This is a genomic window from Streptomyces sp. NPDC002643, assembly GCF_053592555.1.
On sequence record NZ_JBSFVY010000005.1, the window covers coordinates 279,826 to 302,830 of the forward strand.

General features: G+C 71.3%; 7 protein-coding genes. 2 read left to right on the plus strand and 5 right to left on the minus strand.

The features are described from left to right. Nucleotides 1-59: 59 nt before the first annotated feature. From ACWD4G_RS10175 to ACWD4G_RS10195, 5 genes are all read right to left on the minus strand, one after another. Nucleotides 60-4,694: an FtsK/SpoIIIE domain-containing protein gene (locus ACWD4G_RS10175; protein WP_451292128.1), complete on the minus strand. Its 4,635-nt coding sequence runs from the start codon at nucleotides 4,692-4,694 to the stop codon at nucleotides 60-62. 195 nt (nucleotides 4,695-4,889) lie between these two features. Then, nucleotides 4,890-6,155 carry a hypothetical protein gene (locus tag ACWD4G_RS10180; protein WP_451292130.1) on the minus strand — a complete coding sequence of 422 codons (1,266 nt, stop codon included), beginning with the start codon at nucleotides 6,153-6,155 and terminating at the stop codon, nucleotides 4,890-4,892. Beyond that, nucleotides 6,152-6,727, minus strand: coding sequence for a sigma-70 family RNA polymerase sigma factor (locus ACWD4G_RS10185; protein WP_451292132.1), 576 nt, complete (start codon nucleotides 6,725-6,727; stop codon nucleotides 6,152-6,154). Before ACWD4G_RS10185 ends, ACWD4G_RS10180 begins: the two co-directional genes overlap by 4 nt. 377 nt (nucleotides 6,728-7,104) lie before the next feature. Continuing rightward, nucleotides 7,105-7,404: a hypothetical protein gene (locus ACWD4G_RS10190; protein WP_391805905.1), complete on the minus strand. Its 300-nt coding sequence runs from the start codon at nucleotides 7,402-7,404 to the stop codon at nucleotides 7,105-7,107. A gap of 105 nt (nucleotides 7,405-7,509) precedes the next feature. Beyond that, on the minus strand, nucleotides 7,510-9,762 hold the full coding sequence (locus ACWD4G_RS10195) for a hypothetical protein (protein WP_451292134.1): 2,253 nt from the start codon (nucleotides 9,760-9,762) through the stop codon (nucleotides 7,510-7,512). Nucleotides 9,763-10,047: 285 nt separating this feature from the next. On the opposite strand from ACWD4G_RS10195, the gene ACWD4G_RS10200 reads away from it, so the two are divergent. Beyond that, nucleotides 10,048-20,268 (plus strand): scabin-related ADP-ribosyltransferase, encoded by a 10,221-nt coding sequence (locus ACWD4G_RS10200; protein ID WP_451292136.1) that lies wholly within the window; start codon nucleotides 10,048-10,050, stop codon nucleotides 20,266-20,268. Next, a complete protein-coding gene (locus ACWD4G_RS10205; RefSeq protein WP_451292138.1) occupies nucleotides 20,265-22,958 on the plus strand; it encodes a right-handed parallel beta-helix repeat-containing protein in 2,694 nt (897 codons plus the stop codon). Before ACWD4G_RS10200 ends, ACWD4G_RS10205 begins: the two co-directional genes overlap by 4 nt. Nucleotides 22,959-23,005 lie beyond the last annotated feature (47 nt).

Sequence of the window (23,005 nt, forward strand, 5' to 3'; positions counted from 1 at the left end):
GGCAGTTGGGGCATGAGTGTGGGGGCGCCGATCGGCGCCCCCACACTCATGCCATCGCGTCAGTCGAGCGGTGTCTCCGGGATCTGTACGTTGATCAGTTCCCCGGTGCGCGGGTCGACGGTCAGGCCCCGGCCCACCTTGCGGCCGCGCAGATGGGCGTGGGCCAGGCGGGCACCGATGAAGTCGCCCTCCAGGATGCTCTGCGGGCCGAGGAGGACGCCCTTGCGGTGGCGCTTGAGGGCGCCTAGCCAGCCCATCGCGCCCGTCATCGTCTCGGCGGTGGCGCCGATGACGATGCCCATGCCCCGGTCCTTGCCGGACTGGGAGAGGGAGCGCAACTGCTGGTCGATGTCCGGCAGGACGAACAGGTCGGCGTCGTCCACGACGACCACCCTGGGTCCGTCGCCGCCGCTCTCCAGGGCCTCGGTGAACTCCTCCTCCGTGGGCTCCGTCGCGGTGAGCAGCCGTACGCCGGGGTGGTTCCCCAGGGTACGCAGCGGCGACTCGCGCGGGGCGAGGATCACCAGTCGGGTGCCGGAGGCGAGCAGCGACACCGACAGCGAGGCCAGGGTGGTGCTGCGGCCGGAGCCGGGCGGGCCGACGACCGAGAACGCGGGTGTGAGGTCCGCGAAGTCGACGCCCACGGGTGAGACGTCGTCGCCGCCGAGGCCCAGCAGGCCCCACATGGGGCGGCGGGACTGCGTCGGCACCTTCTCGTAGGCATCGGTAAAGGCCACCTTGACCGGCAGGGTGCCGATTCCGGCGGGCCTGCGCTCGGCCGGGATGCCGGTGTCGCGCTGGGTCGCCTCGGCGCCGATCGCGCGCAGTGCCTCGGTCTGTTCCTGGCCGGTGGCTCCGGGGGCGAGCAGGGCCACCTGGATCTCGGTGCCTCCGTCGGAGGTCCAGCCGCGGCCGGGCTGGATGATGTCGGGGATGTCGCGGGAGCGCTTGCCGACGGCGTGGTAGTCGGTGCGGTCGTTCAGGCGCAGCAGCAGCTTGTTGTCGTTGAGGGCGGTGGCCCGGCCGGACAGCAGGGCGCGTTCGGAGGTGGCGACGAGGTGGATGCCCGCCGCTGCGCCTTCTCTGAGCAGCCGGTTGACCTGTTCGACGAGGCGTCCGCCGTTGTGGTCGGCGACCGCTTCGATCATCGCGTCCCAGCCGTCGATGAACAGCATGATGTGGGCCGGTCGGGCCCCGGCGGCGATCAGTTCGCGCAGTTCGGTGAGGTTGCCGGCGTGGTGCTGGGTGAGGAGTCCCTGTCGGCGCTCCAACTCCGCGTCCAGCCGGGCGAAGAGCCGCTCCAGGCGTTCGATGTCGCCCCGGGGCACGACGGCCCCGGTGTTCGGGAGGACGCCCAGCGCGGTGAGGGCGCCACCGGCGAAGTCGATGCCGTAGAGGTGGACGTCGGCGCTGGAGTGGGCGCGGGCCAGGGCTCCGGCCATGGTGCGCAGCACCTGGGAGCGGCCGGAGCGGGGGATGCCGATGACGTACAGGTGTCCGAACTCGGCGAAGTCCAGGCGGACGGGCAGCTGTGCCTGGGCCTCGGGGATGTCGGACAGGCCCCAGGAGACGGGGGCCAGCCGGGCGCCGCCGGGCTCGTCGGGCTGGGGGAGGTCGTCGATGAGGACGTCCTGACCGAGCGCGGGCAGCCACGGGCTGGGCTGCGGTACGCAGTCGGCGAGTCGCGCGGCCTCGGAGAGGGCCGCCACCAGGGCGTTGAGGTCGGTGGGTGCCTCCTCCGTCTCCAGGTCCGCCGCCGTGTCCGTGTTCTGCTCGCCCTCCGGGGTGCCGGGGCGGGCGACGGCTCGGCCGAGGCGCTGCCACTGGAGTGCGGTCCCCCAGATGCGGGCTTCCTCGGCCGCCTGCCGTTCCTGGCGGGCCTTGGCCTCGGCGGAGGGTTTGGCGATGGGCAGGGGGGTGCCGGCGTAGGCGGTCTGGAAGGGTACGACGGTGCCGTGGCCGAGTCGGGCGAGGGCGCGGCCGGGGGTGGCCGGGGAGATGCTGACGGCGTCCTTGGTGTCGATGACGTCCATGCTCTCCGAGGAGTCGGTGACCCGGAGGGCGATGCGCAGGTTGGTGTTGGCCCGGATGTCGGAGTTGACGACTCCGGCGGGGCGCTGGGTGGCCAGGATCAGATGGATGCCGAGGGAACGGCCGCGCTGGGCGATGCTGACGAGGCCGGGGATGAAGTCGGGGATCTCCCGGTAGAGGGTGGCGAACTCGTCGATGATGATCACCAGCCGGGGCACGGGCGCCATGTCGGGGTTGCGGCGGCGCATGCCCTGGTACTCGGGCAGGTCCTTGGCGCCGGCCTCGGCGAGGATGTGTTCACGGCGGGTGAGTTCGGCTCCCAGCGAGGTGAGCGCGCGCTGGACGAGGTGGCTGTCGAGGTCGGTGACCATGCCGAGGGTGTGGGGCAGGTCGACGCAGTCCTTGAAGGCGCTGCCGCCCTTGTAGTCGACGAGGACGAAGGTGAGTTCGTCGGGTCGGTTCATCGCGGCGAGGGAGGCCACGAAGGTCTGCAGCAGCTCGGACTTGCCGGAGCCGGTGGTACCGGCGACCAGTCCGTGCGGGCCGTCCTTGACCAGGTCGAAGGCGACCGGGCCGTCGTAGCCGGCGCCGAGCAGGACACCCGTGGACGCCGGGCGCTGCGACCAGCGGGCGGTGATCAGCTCGGGGTCCGGCCGGTGCAGCCCGAGGAGTTCCAGCAGGCCCACCTTGCCGGGCAGGCCCTCGGAGGCGTCCGGGGTGACGTCGCGGATCGGGGCGATGCCCCGGGCGGCGCGCTCGCACCAGTCGGGCTCGACCAGGTCGGGGCGGATGTCGGGGATGTCGGGCTGTCCCGTGCGGCGCAGGGTCAGCCGGTGGTTCTCGTGGCGGACGACGGCGGTGCACTCCTCCGGCAGCAGCCGTTCCTCCTGGTCCAGGCAGAGCGGGAAGATCCGGACTCCGGGGCCCTCCTTGAGGATCGACACCACACCGGGGACGTCACGCAGCCGCCGGGCGCCGTCCATGACCACCAGGACGTCGGGTTCGCTGAGCAGCGCCTTGCTCATGGTGGACTCGGCGGCTCGCTGGCGGGTACGGAGGGTGGAGACCAGTTCGGCGACGCGGTTGGCGACCGTCTCGGGGTCGTTGCCGATGAGGGTGACGGCCCCGCCCCGCGTGCCGGGGAGGCCGTCACGGGAGTGGGGCAGCCAGCGGGCCCAGTGCCAGGAGTCCTGGGAGCCCTTGTCGGTGAGGACGACGATCCGCAGGTCACGGGGGGTGTGCAGGATCGCGGCCTGGGCGGTCATCCAGCGGGCCAGCGCCTGGACCGGGCCGGGCGCTCCGGCGAGCCCGACCACTCCGCTGTCGACCAGGTCGACGCTGACGGGGGCGTCCGGGATCGTCCAGTGCACGGCGGTGTGGTTGTCCTCGCGGGCCGTGTCGTCGATGCCGAGCAGCGAGGGCTGCGGGGCGGTGCCGATCCGCAGGGCCAGATGGTCCGGGTCGCCACGGCGGCGCTCCCACAGCCTGCGGCCCGGGCCGACCGCCCACAGTCCGGCGACCGCCGGGTCGGGCGCGCTCTCGGTGCGCAACCGCCGCTCGGTGGCGACCTTCTCGCGGACGTCCTCCTCCAGCGAGGCCCGGCGCTGCCGGTAGACACGGGACCGCTCCTCGTAGTCCTTGCGTGCCTGGCGCCGTCCGCTGATGTAGTTCGCCGCCATCAGCACCGGCGAGAGGAACATGAAGATGAGATAGAAGTACGAGTTCCAGAACAGCATCATGGCCACGCCGAAGACCATCGGGGCGAGCGAGACCATCAGCGGGATCGGTCTGCGGGCCGGGGGGTCGGGCGGGCCGGGCAGCCGGAACCGCTCGGGTGCCAGATGGGGCAGGATGCGCGGCGGACGGTTGTAGTCGAGGCCGCCTCCGCCCTCGGACGGCACCACCGCCGCGTCCCTCGGGGTCGGTTCGGTCAGCCGCAGCAGATACTCGCCGACGGACAGCTCCGCGCCCATGGCCCACTCGTGCCAGCCGTCGGGGAGTTCCGCGCTGTCGGCGTCGTCCGGGAACGCCGCGTCCTTCTCGTCCTCCTCGTCCTGTTCGGCGAGGGGCAGCAGCGGGGTGTTGGGCCTGCCCCGGTGCTCCGGTGGCTCCGGTACGGACAGCCGTGCGGGGCCGCCCTCCTGAAGCTCCACGATGGCCGAGCCGTCCGGGCGTACGGTCACCCGGATGCCCTCGCTGGGCAGGCCCCGGCCTTCCAGGGGCACGGCGGCGTCCTCCAGGGGGCCGATGCCATGGGTGCCGAGGCCGAGGGGGTGCACGCGTCCGGCGTCGGGGCCGCCCACGATCTGCAGTTCGACCACCGGGGCGTGGTCCAGCCGGTGCGGCTGCGGCATGGCGTCGCGCTCAGGACCGTACGCGGTGACGGTCGGGGCCTGCGGGGCGCCCAGGGCGACGACGCTGCCGTCCATCAGCCGGGTGTCGGCGAGCGGGGTGCCGGGAGCGAGGGGCTCGTCGCCGAGGTAGCAGGCCGGGGCGGGCCCCGGCGCGGGGAACGAGCCGCCGGTCTCGCCGGCGTCCCCGCCGCGCAGATGGGCCAGATGTGCGGCGACGTCCTCGACGGGGGTGCCGCCGGACGCGGTGAGCAGAACGTCCTGACTGCCGTGGGGATCGCCGTCGGCGACGGTGGTGATGAGGAGTTTCACGTCTCGCCTTGGGGGTGGTTCGGGGGTTGGGGGTGGTTCTGGTGGTCCGGGGGACGGGTGAATTCCGCTGTGGTGCGGCCGCGCCCCTTAAGGGGCGCGGGGCGGTACATTGTGCGGCTCCGCCGCGTGGGCGCGACCAGCCACGACGGCGCCGCACACAAGCGACGGCACATCGCGGCAGTACCAGCGGAGCGCCTACTCCTCCCTCGTGCCGGACGAAGCCGCCGTCGTGCGTTCGCGGGCGGTGTCCGGTTCCGCGAGGAGGTCGGAGCCGGTGGTGCTGCGGACGGGCGCCGTGGCCTGGGGGATGGGTTCCGTCGGCGCTTCCCGGAGGGATTCGACCTCCTCCAGGGGCCGGGTCTCCTCAGTCTCCCTCGGCCGGGACTCGCGCGTACGCGGCGCGGGTGTGGCCCGACCCGGCGCCGACTCCCGGCGCAGCCGCCGGCGGTCGGCGCGGACCGCGGCGACGACGGCCCGGCCGAGCGGACCGGAGTCGGCGTCCAGCTCCAGTTCGGGCGCGATCACCCGGCCCCGTCCGTCGACCCGGAGGGCCCACGTGTGCCCGGCGGCCCAGCCGTCGACCAGGCAGACCACGGCACCGGAGGCGGCGAGGGCGCCGAGTCTGCGGGCCTGGTCCGGGGTGGGGGCGGTGCAGACGACCACGGTGGTGGCGGCACGGCCGGACTCGCCCAGCTCATCGGTCTCGTCGGGCTCGGCGGCTCCCGTCTCCAGCTCCCTCAGCAGCGTGTCGAGCCGCTGCCCCCGGTGCTGCGGATGGACCCCGTCCGCGACGACGACCGAGGCTCCGCTGCCGGGCCGGTCCAGTTGGGCGGCGAGTGCCTGGAAGAGCCGGGTGCGGGCGGCGCCGTCCCCCTCGACGGTGATCATCCGTGGTCCGGCGGCCAGATCGAGGTGGACACAGGCGTCGTCCGCCATACCGACGGCCACCGGCAGCGGCCTCAGCTGCGCACCGGCGCGGGTGCGGCCCGGAGGCAGCGCGTCCTCGTCGTCCAGGGGCAGTTCCCAGCGCTGGGGGCCGGGTTCGGCCGGGGCCTCCCAGGGCTCGGGCGGGTCGGGCAGCCGGCGGGCGGCGATCTGCACGGACGCCCAGCCGGGTTCGAGGCGTACGGCGTGCGGTACGGCGCCGGGGGCGTCGGCGAGGGCCGCTGCCGCCGCGTCGAGCAGCCGGCGCACGAGGAGGCCGCCCCGGGGGTCGGAGAGCTGCCGGGCCAGGGCGCGTACGCCCCGGCGGTGGCGGCGGTAGGCGCGCAGGGGTTCGCCGAAGGCCCGCCGGGTGAGGGTCAGTTCACGGCCGACCCGGCGTCGGAAGCGCCGCCAGCCGCCCCGCTTGCGGATCAGGTGCCGCAGCAGGAGGACGAGCAGGATCAGGACGACGACGCCCACGATGATGACGGTGAGCACCGAGTCGCTGGGCTTCCCGATCGCGATGAGGTGGGTCATGCCGCCGCCAGCGCGTGTTCGGGGTGGCGGCGGCGCAGTTCGCGTATCGCGTGGTGGGTGCGGGACTTGACCGTGCCCGGGGGGATGCCCAGGGCGTCGGCGGCGTCGGTTCCGGTGCAGCCGAGGACGTAGACGTAGAAGAGGACCTCGCGGTGGGGGTGCGAGAGCCGGGAGAGGGCGTGGACCATGAAGCGGCGCTGGACGGCCTGACTCATCGGGTCCACGGGTTCGAGGTGCTTGTCCAGGGTGTGTTCGTGCTGGATCTCGGTGTGCACCCGTTCGCGCCGGGACCAGTCGATCACCAGGTTGTGCGCCACCCTCATCAGCCAGGTCCGGGACGGTGACCAGCCCGGGGGCTGGCTCGCGGTGCTCAACCAGGCGCGTACCAGGGTCTCCTGGACGAAGTCCTCGGCCCGCTGGCGGTCGCCCCGGATGAGGCTCGACACATAGCGCAGCAGGGGGCCGTGGTGCTCCTCGTAGAGCCGGCGGACGGAATGGTCGCCCGAGGGCGAGTCGTCGCCGGTTGCGGGAGCGCTCCCGTCGGCGGCGGTACTGGGCGTGGGCGTTCTCATAGATTCCCCCAGGACAGGCGTGGACCTCTGAGCCGGTCCGGTCGGGCGCCGCGGCGGCGGCGTTGGCTGGGCAAGGGCTGAGCACGGGTACCCGGGGTGGCCTCACGGTTCATGGGTGGAAGGTGAGGTTCCGCAGGGGAGTCTATGAGGGCTTCCGGATGTTTCAAGACTTCCTGAGAAGAACCTGAGGTTACTGACGAGAACGAAATCTTGCTGGTAGATGTCCTGGAGAATCGACAGCGGAGCGACAGGTTCGAGCCATCGAACAGCGGGCGAAAGGCGGCAGGGGCGCCGGTCCTGGGGGAGGAACCGACGCCCCTGCTCAAGAGGTGCCGACGGAGGGGGAGTTGGGTGTCGGCACCCCGTCTCGGAATGGCTCAGGTGGGGATGCCGCCCGCGATCTGCGAGTCGAGGTTGTTCACCGCGTTGCAGATGTCACGGAACTGCTTGGAGAACTGAGTGATGTTGTTCACTGCCTCCGTCAACGACTTGTTGAAGTTGGCGTAGGAGGTCTGCATCTTCGGGCTGGTGGCCGTCAGCAGCAGGCCGCCCTGGAGCAGGTTCTCGACATCGGCCTGCAGCGAGGACAGCTGGGGGACGAGGGTGTCGCTGACCGCGGAGTCGAGCTTCTTCGCGGTGGACTCGATTTCCTCGTCGTCGATGACGTTCTTCGGCATGGTGCACCTCGTTCTTGTCGTGTTCGTTGTGCGAGGGACCCGGCGGCGGCGCGCTGGGCGTGCGCCGGGAGCTTGGGGTGGGGCGCGCGGGGCGCCCGGTGCGGGTCAGCGCCAGAACTCGCCCAGGGTTCCCAGGGGTGGTTCATCGCTGGTGCGTTCGTGCTGGGTGATGGAATCCCTCAGGTACCAGTCGCCGTTCTCGTCGCGCTGCCAGATCTCCTGGATCTCGTTGTTCGCGTCGGCGACGAAGCGTTGTCCCGTGTTCTCGTTGGTGACGACCTTGGTGAGGGAGCCGTCGGAGGCCGTGTAGTTGGTCCGGGTGACGCCTTCCTGCACGGTGGTCGTCTGCCCCGGGTCGGTGGAGTCGGCGGGCCGGCCGGACGAGTCGACCAGGGGCTTCTCCTGCGTGAGGTACGCGGGCGGGCGGTCCAGCCGCTGCTGGGCGTCCTGCTGACCGGCCTCGGAGTTGAGGTACTCCTCCTTGTCCATGGTCAGGCTCCAGTCCTCGCCCGGCCGTTTCGTCCAGATCTGGAGGGTGTCCGTGCCCGTCTCGTCGGTGACGTAGCGCTTCTCCCAACCGTCGGGTGAGCCCTCGGGGTTCGCGTCGGTGAAGACCTTGGTGACGGTGCCGTCGGAGCTGCGGATCGTCGTCACGGAGTCGCCCTCGCGCTCCAGCGGGTGGTACGTCTCCGAGTAGGTCAGGCCGGTGTTCTTGTTGGTGACGGTGGTGGTCGTCTCGACGGGGTCGCCGTTCTTGTCGACCTTGATCTCACCGTTCTCGTCGAGTTGGAACGACACGGTGGTGGTGCTGTTCTCGTCCTCGATGGTGTAGCCCTTGGGCACGAAGGCCTCGGGGGGCAGATCCTCCAACTGGCCGCGCATTCCCCTGAGCTGACCGGGGTCCGGGTCCTTGTCGAAGTCCCGGTCGCGGATCTTGTCGAGTTCGTCGCCGAAGCCGTCCTGGAGGTCCTGCTGCCGCTGCTGGACGGGCTTCTCCTCCTCGGTCAGCGCGGTCTGGGCGTCCTCGGTGTCCGACTGGTCGTCCCACAGTTCCTTCTGGCGGGCCTGGAGGTCGTTCGACTCCTGGTCCAGGGGGTCCATCTTCGACTGGAGGTCGGTACGTTCGGCGTCGAGGCCGTCCTGCTTGCCCTTGATCGTGGCCTCGACCTCGTTCTGCGAGGACTTCTCCATGGCCCAGAGGTCCTGCTGCTTCTTCTGCAGCTCGTCCTGCCGCTCGGAGAGGGGCTTCTGGTCCTCGCTCAGCGCGTCACGCTCGGCGTCGATCTGCTTCTGCCGCTCGTCCAGCGGGGCGAACGCCTTCTGCTGGTCGCGCTGTTCCTGCTCCAGGGCGTCCCAGCGCTCCTCCAGGCCCTTGCCCTCGGACTCCCACAGGGCGTCCCGGTCCTTGTCCAGGGTGTCCTGTTTGCGCTGCCAGGCGTCTAGGTCGGCCTGGGTGACACCGTCCTTGGCGAGCAGGGTCTGCCGTTCCTGCCAGAGGGCTTCCTGCCGCTCCTGGAGGGCGTCCTGTTTGGCGTCGTAGGCCTTCTGCTCCTGTTCGAGGGCGGTGGCCTTCTTCTCGATCGCCGCGTCCTGCTCCGCGCGGAGGGCCTTCTCGTCCTCCCAGAGCTGCTGCTGCCTGGCCTGGAGTTCCTCCTGCCGTTTCCGCAACGGCTCCTGTTCCTTGCGGAGGTCCTCGTACTCCTTCTGCAGTTCGTCCCGCTTGGCCTGGAGTTCCGCCTCGCGCTGTTTGAGGAGTTCCTTCTCCTCCTGCCAGAGCTGCTGCTGTCTGGCCTGGAGTTCGTCCTGCTGTTTGAGCAGGGGTTCCCGCTTCTTGGCGAGTTCCTCCTGCTCCTTGTTGAGGTCCTGCTGCCGCTTCTCCTGGGCCGCGGTCTGCTCGTCGAGCTTGTTCCGCTTCTCGACGAGGGCGTCCTGGTCCTTCTTGAGACGGGCCTGCTGGGTCTTGTAGCGGGCCTCGGCGTTTCTGGCCATCGCCTCGCGGCGCTTGCCCTCCAGGGTCTGCTTGCGTATCTCGTTCTGCCGGGTGGCCTCGTCGCGGACCTGCGAGGCGACCTGCCCGGCCGCGCCGGCGGCATGGGAGGCGTCCTGGTCGTAGAAGGCCTTGCCCGCCTTGTCGAGGAGGTTGCCCAGGTCGGTCATGACCTGCCAACCCTCCTGGAACGACTTCTTCCAGGCGCCGTAGAAGTCCTCCAGCGCCTCGGCCGTCTCCCGGCGGGGGCCGATGTCCCCGGCGGCGAACGTCTTGTCCGTCTGCGAGGTGACGTCCAGTTCGTCGCGGAGGTGCCACAGATGGCGGGCGAGGACGGTCATCAGGTCGTAGTCGTAGGAGACGCGCACCATGTCTGCCGTCCTTTCCTCGAAGCGGTCGCTGCCGGGCGTCGGTGCCGGAAGTCCCTCTCGGCGTCGGTGCCGAGCCGCCCTGTAGACGAGGGTTCGGGTCCGGATGGTTCAAAGAATTTTTCGGCCGCACCGCGCTGACCGGCGGAAACTGTGGCGTGCGCCACTTTCTTGAACTCTCAAGCCCTCTGGGAACGTCTGCATTCGGTACCCCAAGTCCCGGACCGCGTGGAGGATTCGTTGGCCACCTCCGACGAGTGGAGCAGAGTCGGATTCACTGGTAACCCGGTGACCGGGAATCCGGGCGTCATCGAGAACATCACCAAGGAGCTGCGTGACCTCGCCGACCTCGCCGGACGGGTCAGCGGCGGCCTCGACACCCTGCTGACCAAGGCCGAGGACGGCGGCTTCGAGGGGCGTACGGCGGACGCGCTGCGGACGTACGTCAAGGACGAGCTGAAGACGTTCATGGCGAACATCAACCGCTCGTTCGACATGGCCGCCAACGCCACGGCCCGCTATGCCCGCGCCCTCGGCGACTCCCAGGACCGCGCCGAGAACGCCGCGGACACCGTGGCCGCGCTGGAGCGGGTGGGCGGTGAACCGCTGCCCGAGAACGATCCGGAGCTGACCCGTGCCCGGGGCGAGGTGGACGCGGAGACGGACGCCATCCAGGCGGAGGCCAAGATCCTGGAGGACGCGCTGCACGAGGCGTCCCGGCTGGTGTCGAGGCCCGTGAAGAAGCCGAAGAAGAGCTTCTGGAAGCGGTTCGTGTCGACGTTCTTCAAGGTGCTGGAGATCGTCGCGCTGGTCATCACCCTCGTCGCCGCCGTCATCGGCGGCCCGCTCGGCCTGGTGGCCTTCGGACTGGGCGCGGTGCTCTTCGCCAAGGCCCTCGTCGACTACGCCATGGGCAACGGCAACGCCCTCAGCCTGGGCCTCGCCTTCCTCGGCATCCTGTTCCCCTCGACGAAGGGCCTCACCACCATCGGCGGGCTGGCCCGGATGGCTTCGGCGGGTACGAAGGCCCTCGGCGGCGCCCTCTCCGCCAGCGGGCGGCTGCTGTTCCGGGGCGGCAGAATGCTGATGTCCTCCCCCGGCCGGCTGCTGTCCCTGGCCGGGCAGGGGCTGGTCAGGTTCGGCGGAGGGCTGGCCAATCGGGCCGGCAGCGGCTTCATGGCGCTGCCCCGGATGCTGTCGAAGGCGCCCTCGCTGGTGGGGTCGACCCTGCGGTACATGGGCCGCTTCGCCCGCAGTTCGTTCCGGCAGGGCTGGTCCGCGCTGAGCCGCGACTTCTACCAGTCGACGGCGTTCATCACCGGCAACATGGCCACGAAGATCGGCGTCTTCACGATCATGAGCCTGGGCCGGCTCACGACCTCGGCGCTGCTGCCGATGCGGTACTCGGAGATCGCCCGGTTCGGTTACCGGGGCGCGGCCCGCATGGGGTTCATCAGCCGGGGGATGAGCTTCACCTCGAAGGGCACCCGCACCCTCACCCGGACGGGCTCCCTGGCCGGGGACCTCATGGAGATGCCGGGCCGGAACCTCGACCGGGGCGGCACGCCGCGTCCCTTCGACGGCACCGGCTCCGACAGGCTCGCCGTGCCCGGCACCCCGGAGTTCAACGACACCCTCGACGAGCTGGCCGACATCTCGGTGACACCGCCGACGACGACCCGTGCACCGGGCTTCAGTTCGCTGCCCGGCACGAACCCCGTCCGGATGCCGGGCCGCCTCGACGACATGGGCGTACGTCTCGACACCCTGAACGGCCTCGACACGGTGGGCCTGCCGGTCGGTACGGTCCCAGGTGGACAGCGCCTCGGCTTCCCCAGCCCGGTGAACGAACGCCTGCGCGTCCTCGACCCCATGAACGGCCGTGTCGGCGACGACCTGTTGCCGCCGCCCACCGCACTCGACGAACTGCGCGACCTCGACACCCTCACCGGTATGGAACGCACCTCGACCGGGCTGCTCAAACCCCTCGACGACCTGGCCGAGCTGAGCCTCGACGGCAGGCTCGGCGGACTGACCGAGACCCAGGTGCGGCAGATCATGGACGGTGAGATCGACCTGGTCAGGGTCACCCCGGACGGGGTGGTCCTGCGCATCGGGAAGACCGATCCGGTCGATGTCCGAGTCCGGTTGAAGGACGGGGTGAAGATCGACGTCCTCGGCCCCGCCGACCCCAAGGTGCCCACCTGGAGCACGGCCAACGGCACCAAGGGCCTGGACGACCTGGGGATCAAACTCGACGACCTCACCCGGCTGCTCCCCGACACCGGCGACGGCTCCCGCACCGCCCGCGACCTGCTCGGTCTCGGCCCGATCCGCACGGACGTCGCCACTCCCCCGGCCACCAAGCCGTTCACCGCGCTGACCCTGCGGGACATCGTCACCGGCGGCGCCACCGGCAAGCTCGCCACCGAGCGCTTCCAGACCTGGCTGCGCACCCAGTCCGCCCAGTTCCAGCTGGACACCGCCGGACGCAAACTCGGCGAGCTGAGTGAACTGGCCGACGTACCGCCGCTGAGCCGCGCCCAGGCCGAGCTGGACCTGAGCGCCGCCAAACTCGACTTCAACCAGTCCCGGATCGCGTTCGACCGGCTGGGGATGAACCTGGACACCGTCCGCCGGGACATCACGGTGATGATGACCCGCATAGACGGCCCGGCGGCCGGACTGCCCACCGGTGAACTGCGGCTCCTGGACGACCTGGGGCGGCCCACCGGTCAGTGGATCACCATGCAGCCGGGGCAGAACGTCAGCTGGGTGCTCCGGACGGACGCCGGGATCGTCCCCGACGTCGAGGTGCGGATGGTGGACGGCGCCTTCACCGTCACCACCCCCGAGGGGATCGTCACCCGGTTCGGTGCCGACGGACGGCCGGACCGGCTGGCCTTCGCCGCCGACCGGTCCGTCGACATCCAGGCCATCGATCCGGCCCCGGTCTGGCGGACGACCGACGAGACACTGTGGCGCATCGGCGGCAAGCGGCCCCTGGACCAGATCTTCCGCGAGGGGTTCACCGTCCGCGAACCGCTGGAGACCAACCTGGAGGTCATGGTCCGCACCGGCCAGCCGTCCGCGTTCGTCAGCACGACCACCGACCAGAACCTCCTCTGGGACGGCATCTTCAAGTTCGAGATCGAGGCCTCCGGCGGTATCGACGTCGGCAAGACCTTCGAGCGCTCCATGGGCCCGGACGCCTGGCGGGCCTCGGGCTGGGCCTCGGAGAACGAGATCGCCTTCCCCGGCGGTATCGCCCCCGAGTTCATCCGGGGCGCGTACCGGATGGACGCGCAGAATAACCTCCTTGAGTGGGTCCCCAACCCCAACTTCCGGGGCGAGAACCCCTTCCCCGAGCTGAAGGTGGTGGATCTGGGGGGCGCCGGGGAGGGCACCTCGGGCATCAGCGCGCTCGACTTCCAGGGCCTGTCCCTGGACGACCAGTTGCGGCTGCTGGACCAGCTCGACCTGGGCGGGACCAGGGCGTTCGACGACGCCGGCTCACTGAACGACCTCGGCTCCCTCAGCAGGGCCGGCTCCCTGGACGACCTCGGAAGCGGGCTGGACGATCTCGGCTATCTCTCGGACGACTTCCGGTTCGACCGCTTCGACGCGCCCGCGCCCCGGACCGACACCGTGGTCGTGGACCCCGCGGATTTCGCCGGGGTGACCGGCTTCCGTACGGAGTGGCAGCGGACCCCGCTGGAGAACGGCGGGTTCCAGTTCACCGACCAGGCCGGGGACATCCGGCTGGTGTTCGACACCGGCGAGGTCCGGCAGTTCACCGACATCCGCATCCCGGACGGCGACACCTTCGTACGCTTCGACGCCGACACCGGGCCGGGATCGCTGCCCCGCATCGTCGGCCAGGACGGGGTGCCGCTGCCCGGCGGTGCGACGATCGAGCCGGTCAGGGGCGCGCTGGGCGTGGTCACGGGTGTGCGGGTGCGGTCACTCGACGGCACCTGGATGGCCCGCTTCGACCTGGACGGTACGCGGCTCTCGGAGCAGCTGGTCCTGTCCGGCATCCCGACCGGCCAGCTGACCGGGTCCCGGCTCACCACCACGTTCACGCAACTGCCGGGCGGCGCCCAGTCGTCGACCTTCCGGCTGGCCGTACCGGGGCTCGGCGACGGCGCCTTCAATGTCGTACGTCTGGACGGGGATCTCGCGCAGCGGCTGCCGGGCGGCTTCTCGGTGACCGACACGGCGACCGGGACGCGGTTCGTGTTCGACCGGGGTGGCCGGTTCGTGGACCTTCCGGTGGACGGGACGCCGTCGATACGGCTGGATGTGTCCGGGTCGGCCACGCCGGACTCGACGGTGAGCCTGCCCTCGGCCCTGGGCGACTTGAGCGACCTCAGCGACCTCGGGAGCCTCGGCCGGCTCGGTGATTCGGGCCACCTCGGCGACTTGGGCCGGCTCGGTGACCTTGGCGATGTCGGCGATCTCGGCCGCGTCGGCGACCTCGGCGAGGTGGGCTCGCTCAACCGGCTCTCCCTGCCCGATCTGCCGCGTACGGATCTGACGCCGGGGACCGCCGGATTCGACACCCGGTTCACGGCGAATGTCATCGACGGCGCCCCGGTTCCCGTCAATCCGTCCCGGTTCGACGGGATGCCGCTGTCCGGCGCGGACGAGCTGACGGATCTGCGGCTCCAGGTGACGGAGTTCCCGGCGACCGATCTCGCGCCGGCGTCGTTCCGGATCGACGTGGTGGACTTCGGCGCCCCCGGCGGCCCGGTACGGCTGGAGAACGTGAACGTCACCCTTCGCGAGGGCGGCGGGGTCGGCGTGTCGGGCACGCGGGGCGGGGTGCGCTGGCAGTTCGACGCGCTGGGTCATCTGGAGTACCGGGAACTGCCCCTGAACGGCACCGACTTGGCACTGCGCTTCACCGACGACGCCCTGAACCCGATGCCCAGGGTGGTCGGCCCCGACGGGCTGCCGGTCCAGGGCGCGACGCTCACACCGGTCCGGGACGCCACCCACACGCTCACCGAGCTGACCGTACGGGCCCCCATACCGGACATGGACGGCCTCACCGGGGTGTGGCGGTTCGAACCCGGTGGCACCCTGCGCGGGCAGGAGCTCCCGCTCACCCTCCCGGGCCTCGACGGCCCCGCCGGCCTCGGCGTCAAGGTGACGGTCACCCCCGGAACGGGCGGCACCACGACGAGGGTCCTCGAACTCACCGGCCCGGCCAACCTCACCGGTTCCTTCCGTCTCGGTCCGATGGACGGCTCGCTCGGCGGGCGGCTGCCGGGCGGCTTCACGGTCACCGACACCGTCACCGGCGCCCGCTTCCACTTCGCCGCCGACGGCCGCCTCGCGATCCGGGACATCCCGGCCCACGACGGCTCCGGCTTCCTCCGCTTCACCGAGGACGCGGCCCCCGGCACCCCACCGGTCCGCCTCGATGAACTCGGCGACCTCGGCGACCTCGGAGACTTCGGCGGCGATCTCGGCGACCTGGCGCGGATCTTCGACCGTACGCTCGACGAGGCGGGCGGCGGAGTACGCGGCCCCCTCGACGACCTGGGCCGCCTCACGGGCCCTGACGCTCCGCGTACGAACGCCCTCCCGGGCCTGGACGGTCTCGGCCCGGCGGAGCGGGCGCTCGTCGACGACCTCTGGAGCAACCTGACCCAGCCCGTGTCACCCGACGATCTGAACCGTCTCTGGACCACCGACTCACCGCCACGCACCGACGCCCTCTCGGAACTCGGCGACCTGTCGGACACCGAACTGGACGCCCTCCGGGCGCGTCTGGACAACGTCCGGCAGATGGACGGAGGGCCCCGGGGCGCGGACGAGCCGTTCCAGGTGCCGCTGTCCGGGGTGGACGACCTGGCCGACTTCGACCTACGGGTGACGCGCCTCCCGGCGACCGACGAGGCGCCGCAGGGCTCGTACCGGCTCGAACTGACCGACCGCACCCCCGGCGGGACGGGACCGGTGCGTGCCTCGGACTTCACCGTGGAACTGCTGGACGACAGCGGCCGGTTCGCCGTCATCGACCCGACCGGCACCACCCGGTTCACGTTCGGGCCGGACGGCGGCTTCCTCGGGCGACACACCGCGCTCGCCTACGACGGGCTGCCGCAGGGAATGCGGCTGAATGTGACGATCACACCGCTGGGGGACGGCACCCGGCGGGTCGGGGTCGATGTGGTCGGCCCTCCGGGCACCACCGGCTCCATCCGGTTCACCGGACTGGACAACACGCTGTCCGGGCGACTGCCCGGCGGGTTCACCCTCACCGACAGCATCACCGGCTCACGCTTCCACTTCGACCACACCGGCCGCCTCGCCTTCCGCGATCTCCCGGCCGAGGACGGCTCCGGTCTCCTCCGCTTCACCGAGGGCGCCGACACACCACCTGTACGGCTGGACGAACTCGGTGACTTCGGCGGCGATCTGGGCGAGCGCTTCCCGATCGGTTCCATCCCGGAGCACGAGGCCCTGGACGACGCCCTGAGCAACGCCGAACTCTCCGACATGTTCGGCCGTACGCTCGACGAGGCGTCGGGGCTGCGCACGGTGCCCGAGGGCGCCCCGGCGGACATGTCCGGTATCGCCGGTGCCATGGACTTCCTGCACGCCGCGCCCGACTCACAGATCTTCCAAGGGCTGGACCTGCCGGGTGTGCGGCGGCTCATGGACGACGCGAACGCCTCGCTCGACCGGCTCGGGCTGCGCCCCGATCTGCTCGGCGACCAGCTGCGGGAGATGACCGAGCAGGCCCGGCTGGGCCTGCGGCGAGGGGCCATGGGCGCCCTCAACGACTATCTGGACCTCCCGCTCGCGACCCGTCTCGAAGACCTCCGGTCCCCGACCCCGACGGGCCGTGTCCTCGGCGACTTCACGGTCACCCAGACCCCGCACGGCGGCCCCGGCGGCAGCCGCTTCACGGTGCACCACAACCCCTCGGACATCACCCTCGGCTTCGACGCGAACCGCGGGCTCGTCCATCAGGAGGTGTTCCTGCGCGGTGGCCCGGCCGACCTGGACGGACTGAAGCTGGGCGTGACCGGCCGCTCGGTGGACGGCGGCGCGTGGACGCCCACCGACGTCGACTTCGTCGGCGCCCGCCCCGCCGACGACCTCTTCACGGTCGCCCCGAGCACCGAACCGCGTGGCGGTCTCACCCTCACCGACGAGGCCGGCACGACCCACTGGCACTACGGCCCCGAGGGCGTGCACGCCTTCCGGGACGTCGAACTCCCCGGCGACCGGGGCGTCCTGCGCTTCGAAGCGGCCGGTGCTCCCCGGGTGCTGAACTCGGCGGGTCACCAACTGCCCGGTTTCCGTGTGGAGATGCTCGACAACGGCAAGGTCGCCCTCGTCCCCACCGGCAAGGGCGCCCAGCCCCTGGAGCGGGCGGTGTTCGACCCGGCGGGCAAGCTGGTGGAGGAGACCGTCGCCGTACGGGTCAAGGGCGGCAAGGTCAACGGCCAGTACTGGAAGATCGACCACGCGGGCGGCACAGCCGTGCGGATCGACGACTCGGGTACGCCGCTCACCAGCCGCTTCGACACGGCCAAGCCGGCGAAGTCCGCCACCGGCCAGTACAAGCTGGTCGGTGAGGGCAAGGTGACGCTGTTCGAACGGGAGGTCCTGGGCAACGGCCATGTCCTCCATGTCGACCTGGACCAGTACGGCCGGGCCCGCTGGACCGAGTTCGACGAGGCCGGGAACAAACTGCGGTCCGGGGAGCGCATCTTCGACGGCGACCGCCGCACCTACCACGACACGCTGTCGTACCGCTGGGCCCCGATGGACGTCCTCGACGTACGGACGTACACCAAGTCCCTCGACGGCGGGCTGATCCGGGCGGAGAAGAACGCCGAGGGCAACTGGGCCTGGACGCGGTTCGACATGGACGGCACGGAGGTGCTGCACGGCACCCGTGACTGGACGTGGACCCGGATCGGCTTCAAGGACAGCTATCTCGACCCGGCGACCGGACAGCGGACCGTGGCCCAGCAGCGTGGCGACATCTGGCCGTTGAACGGCTACCACGGCTCCCGGCAGTACATGGAGGACCCGATACTGTCCGGCCCCGCCCCCGGCGGGATGCGCACGGACCCGGTGACACACAACGCCATCGGCCCGAACAACAAGCCGAACGACTTCATCGAGGAGATCAGCGAGGAGACGGAGCGGTTGTCGAACGGCAGCACGCTGCATGTCTCCCGGATCTCCGACCAGCGTCTCCCGGCGGCCGTCTGGTACCCGAGGGCCGGCCACGGCCGGTTCGACGGCTTCTTCAAGAACTTCGTCGGCGGCGACGGCCAGTTCACGGTGTCCACATGGACGGAGACCGCCGCCGACGGCGCCAGACTGCGCGGTGTCCGGCTGGCCTCGCACGCGAACCGCGGCTGGCAGGACGTCGACCAGTTCGGCCGGATCGTCCGTGAGCACCGCACCCTGGAGAACGGCCACGTCATCGAGGTGGGCCGCAATACCGCCGACCCCAAGCAGTGGGCCCCGGCCCCGAAGTGGAACGGCACGGCCGAGTCGTACGAGCTGCCGTGGCTGGACACCAAGAGCGGCACCACCGGCACTCGGTATGTCTCCGGCGACGGCGGATTCGTGGATGTGTTCAAGGACGCGGACGGCAACGAGCTGCTGTCGCTGCGCTCGCAGGGCACGGGGACGCGTGAGTACCTCGGTGAGAATCCGGCGCGCGGCATCGGCGCCGACGACACGTCCGGGGTGTGGGTGGACAAGAACACCCAGCTCCAGATCACCGGCCGCCGCGACCACTGGGGCGATCTGTACATCGAGTCCCATGGCAACCCCCGCAAGAGCGAGTGGACATGGAAGGCCACCGGGCCGGACGGGGAGGTCACGGAGGGCATCCGGGTGCAGAACCGTGGCTCACTGGTGCACACCCGTACATGGGACGACTCGTTCATCGACTTCGAGCGGCTGCCCGGCGGCCGGCGGGGCGACGCGATCCGGGAACGCAACGCCACCGATGACGGCACCGTCTGGGTCGACGCCACCCGGGAGGCGGACGGCACCTGGTCCTGGCAGAAGGTCAAGGCGGACGGCACGGTCGATTCCAAGGGCATCCGCACCTACCAGGACCTCGCCAAGGGCCGCTGGAGCGACCACATCGGCACCGATGTCGTACGGTTCCGCGACGGCGGCCGGGTGCGTGAGTTCTCGTACACGGTGAACGAGCGGGTCGTCCCGCCGCCCGCGGAGACCGGCCGGATCACCCTGTCCGATCTCCTCTCGCGGTCCGCGCGGCACTTCGAGCCCGATGTGTCGGCCACCGTGAACCGGGAGGTCTGGCAGGAGTTCGACATGGGCAAGGTCGTCCGCCGCCGCGATCCGGTGGAGGGCGTCGAGGGCCGGTTCCGGGAGTCGGAGTCGATCTGGAACCAGTGGCGGGAGTACCAGGACGGCCGGCTGGTGGCGCAGCGCACCATCGCCGGACGGGTCTGGGCCACCGACGCCTTCGGCCGCTGGTCGAACTTCGACATCGCCAAGCTGCCCGAGATCAGCAGCCTGCCCAAGGTCGGCGGCGAGGTCGGTCTGGACGGGCACCGCAGCTGGAAGCTCATCGGACGCGAGGTCGACTTCCGGGGCTACACCACCGAACTGCGCGGCTTCAACCGTGAGTTCCGCGATGTGTTCCACGAGATCTGGACCGGCGTCGAGGACGGCGCCTCGAAGGCCATGCCGATGTGGCGGCACCAGATCCGCAAGGCCGTCACCGACTTCACCATGGGCTATCTCATCGAGTTCGGCACCAGCATGGCCGTGTCCGCCATCGTCGCGGATCTCGGCAACACCAAGTTCGACCCGACGGTCGCCCTGCAGCGGGCGGCGCTCAACGGCGCCATCGGCGGCGGTATCCGCGTCGGCGTCAACGTCCTGTACGACACCACGCGCCTCGGCTACCTCAAGTACGGTCTGACCAACCTCGACCAGGGCCAGGACTGGCACCGCCATCCCCTCGCCTCCAGCGACGACTGGGCCGGCGAGTGGACCGTGTACGAGAACCCCACCCGCTGGCGCTCCGGTTCCTACGACTTCTTCAACGGCCTGGGCGTCGGTGTCCTCACCGGTTTCGTCAACAACGCCGTCAACGCGGCCGTGTTCGGGGTGGGCGGCGAGAAGCGCACCGGTCTCGAAGCGTTGGAGGCCGGTGCGTGGGGTGCGGCGGGTTCGGCGTTCACGGGTGTCACCAGCGGTCTTCTGCGCTACGCCTGGCACGCCAAGGCGGGTTCCAGGATCTTCCACCGGGGCGGCCCCGGCGAGCTGATCTGGCAGGCCGCCGAGTCGCTGGGCGCGGGCGTTCTCAACTGGCAGATCAACAACCAGGGCGCCAACATCGTGCCGGCCCGCGCCTTCCCGTCCACGAGCGGCACACCCACCGCACCCACGACACCCACCACGCCGACCCCGGCACCCACGACCCCGCAGCCGCTCACCATCGACCCGGCCGCCCTCCCCGACGGAACGGAGCTTTTGTGACCCCCACCGCCACCGTGCACCGGGTCGCCCCCAAGGGACGCGGCGCCCATCGCAGCATCGCGTCGGCCCTGCGCGCCGCCCGCGACGGCGACGAGATCCATATCGCCCCCGGCGAGTACGTCGAACACGTGGTCGTCGACCGTACGGTGCGGCTGCTGCCGGAGGAGGGCCCGCTCCACACCGTACGGCTGCTGGCGGCCTCCCCCGGCCGCCCGGTGCTGGAGGTCGCCGCCCGGGACGTGCGCGTCGAGGGCCTCGCCCTGATCGGGCAGGACCCGGGGCTGCCCGCCGTGCTGGTGGACGCCGGGGATCTGGAACTGGACGGCTGCGAGGTCTCCGGCGGGCGGGTCGAGGCGGGCGGCGACTCCTCGCTCGCCCTGACGGACTGCCGGGTCACGGGCGCCGAGCTGGCGGCCGTGCACCTGAACACCACCAGGTCGGCACGGCTGACGCGGGTCGTCGTCGAGGACGTGGAGGGCACGGGTGTCGTCGTCGGCTCCCGGGCCCGCGCCGAGGCCCATGAGCTGACCGTACGACGGGTGACCGGGTCCGGGGTCCGGGTCCGGGGCGGCGCCCGCGCGGTGCTGCGCGAGTGCCGGATCTCCGGTCCCGGGCGCAGTGGGCTGCTGGTGGAGGACGACGCGTCCGTCGCCGCGCTGGACTGCCGGGTGGAGGAGACGGCCGCCGAGGGCGTCCGGGTGCTGGGCAGTTCGGCGCGGCCCGAGGTGCCCCCGGCCGACCGGGAGTCCGCCGAGGGCGGGGTGGTGCTCGCCCGCTGCGAGGTGTCGCGTACCGGCGGGGACGGGGTCGCGGTCTCCGGTGCCGGGGATGTGCTGTTGCTGAACTGCCGGTTGCGGGACGGTTCGGGGCCCGGGGTGAGCGCGGACGGCGAGAGCCGGGCCGAGCTGGTGGACTGCCAGGTGGACGGGGCGCACGGCTCGGGTCTGGTGGCCCGGGGCACGGCCCGGCTGTCCGCGGAGGGCTCCTCGGTGACGGGCAGCCGGGCGAACGGGCTGCTGGCGGGTGACCGCAGCGAGGTGCGCATGGACTCCAGCGACATGACGGAGTGCTCGTTCAGCGCGGTGCACGCCTGCGACGACTCCCGGGTGACGCTCACCGCGTGCCGGATCGGCTCCACCGCCGAGCACGGCGTCCGGGCCACCGACCGGGCCGGGCTCACCGTGGAGGGCGGCCGGATCTCGGACTGCGGGCTGTCCGGGGTGCGGATCGACGGGGCGGCCGAGGCGCGGATGCGCGGGCTGTCCGTGACGCGCGGGCGGGCCGGGATCACCACCGAGTCGTCCGGGACGGTGGTCCTGGAGGAGTGCGACGTGGTCGGCGCCGAACGGGCAGGGATCTCCTGCGGCACCGATACCGCTCCGGTGCTGCGGGACTGCCGGATCAGCGGGACCGGCACGGCCGGCCTGGTCATCGGTGAGCGGGCCACACCGAGCGTCGAGGGCTGCGTGGTCCGGGACGCGGCGGGCTCCGGCGTGGTCGTGGGCCCGCGCGCCGAACCCCGGGTGCGGGCCGTGACGGTGGCCAGGACCGGCAAGAACAGCCTGTTCGTGGGTGAGAAGGCCCGCGGCACGTTCGAGGACTGCGTCTTCACCGGCGCCGGCACCGACGGTTCGGCCTTCCCCGCCCTGCATGTCTCGGCGGGCGGTGCGCCCGTGCTGCGCGGCTGTCTGGTCCGGCACTCCGAGGAGGACGTGGCGCTGGAGAAGGGCGCCCGCCCGGTGTTCGACGACTGTGTGTCCCGCGATGTGAAGAACCCGTCCCTGCCGACCGGCGCCGAACAGGCCCTGTCGGCCGCCGGGGGCCCGGAGACCTCGGGTGGAGCCGGGACCACCGCGCGGGAGACCGAGGCGCCGCCCGAGGACAACCTGGAGGACCTGCTCGCCGAACTCCAGGGCCTCGCCGGTCTGGAGCGCGTCAAGAACGACGTCTCGTCGCTGGTCAAGCTGATGCAGATGGTGCGCCGCCGCGAGGAGATGGGCCTGGCCCCGCCCCCGCTCAGCCGCCACCTCGTCTTCACCGGCAACCCGGGCACCGGCAAGACCACGATCGCCCGCCTCTACGGCCGCATCCTCGCCGCCGTCGGACTGCTGGAGCGCGGCCACCTCGTCGAGGCGGACCGCTCCGCCCTGGTCGGCGAGTACGTCGGCCACACCGGGCCCAAGACCAGCCGGGTCTTCCAACAGGCCCGGGGCGGTGTGCTGTTCATCGACGAGGCGTACTCGCTCACCCAGTACGCCGGGTCCAACGACTTCGGCCAGGAGGCGATCGCCACCCTGCTGAAGCTGATGGAGGACCACCGCGACGACGTGGTGGTGATCGTGGCCGGATACCTCAAGGAGATGGAGGTCTTCGTCCGCTCCAACCCCGGTCTGGCCTCCCGCTTCAACCGCACTCTCCTCTTCGAGGACTACGGCAGCGCCGAACTGGTCAGCATCGTCGAGCACCAGGCCGCGCAGCACCAGTACGAGCTGACACCGGACGCCCGCGAGGCGCTCGGCACGCGCTTCGACGCGATGCCCCGCGACCGCGGCTTCGGCAACGGCCGTACGGCACGCCAGCTGTTCCAGGCCATGACGGAACGCCAGGCGTACCGCGTGGCCGAACTGCCGGATGCCTCGGAGTCCGACGTGATGACGCTCAAACCGGAGGACATCCCGGAGTCCCTGTGACCAGGCAGCCCCTCTCCCCCCTCTTTTTCCCCCGCACCGCAAGCCTC

Bases quoted from the DNA above. Each gene is read 5' to 3' on its own strand.
- ACWD4G_RS10180 (WP_451292130.1), bottom strand. From the start codon at position 6,155: ATGACCCACCTCATCGCGATCGGGAAGCCCAGCGACTCGGTGCTCACC.
- ACWD4G_RS10185 (WP_451292132.1), bottom strand. From the start codon at position 6,727: ATGAGAACGCCCACGCCCAGTACCGCCGCCGACGGGAGCGCTCCCGCA.
- ACWD4G_RS10190 (WP_391805905.1), bottom strand. From the start codon at position 7,404: ATGCCGAAGAACGTCATCGACGACGAGGAAATCGAGTCCACCGCGAAG.
- ACWD4G_RS10195 (WP_451292134.1), bottom strand. From the start codon at position 9,762: ATGGTGCGCGTCTCCTACGACTACGACCTGATGACCGTCCTCGCCCGC.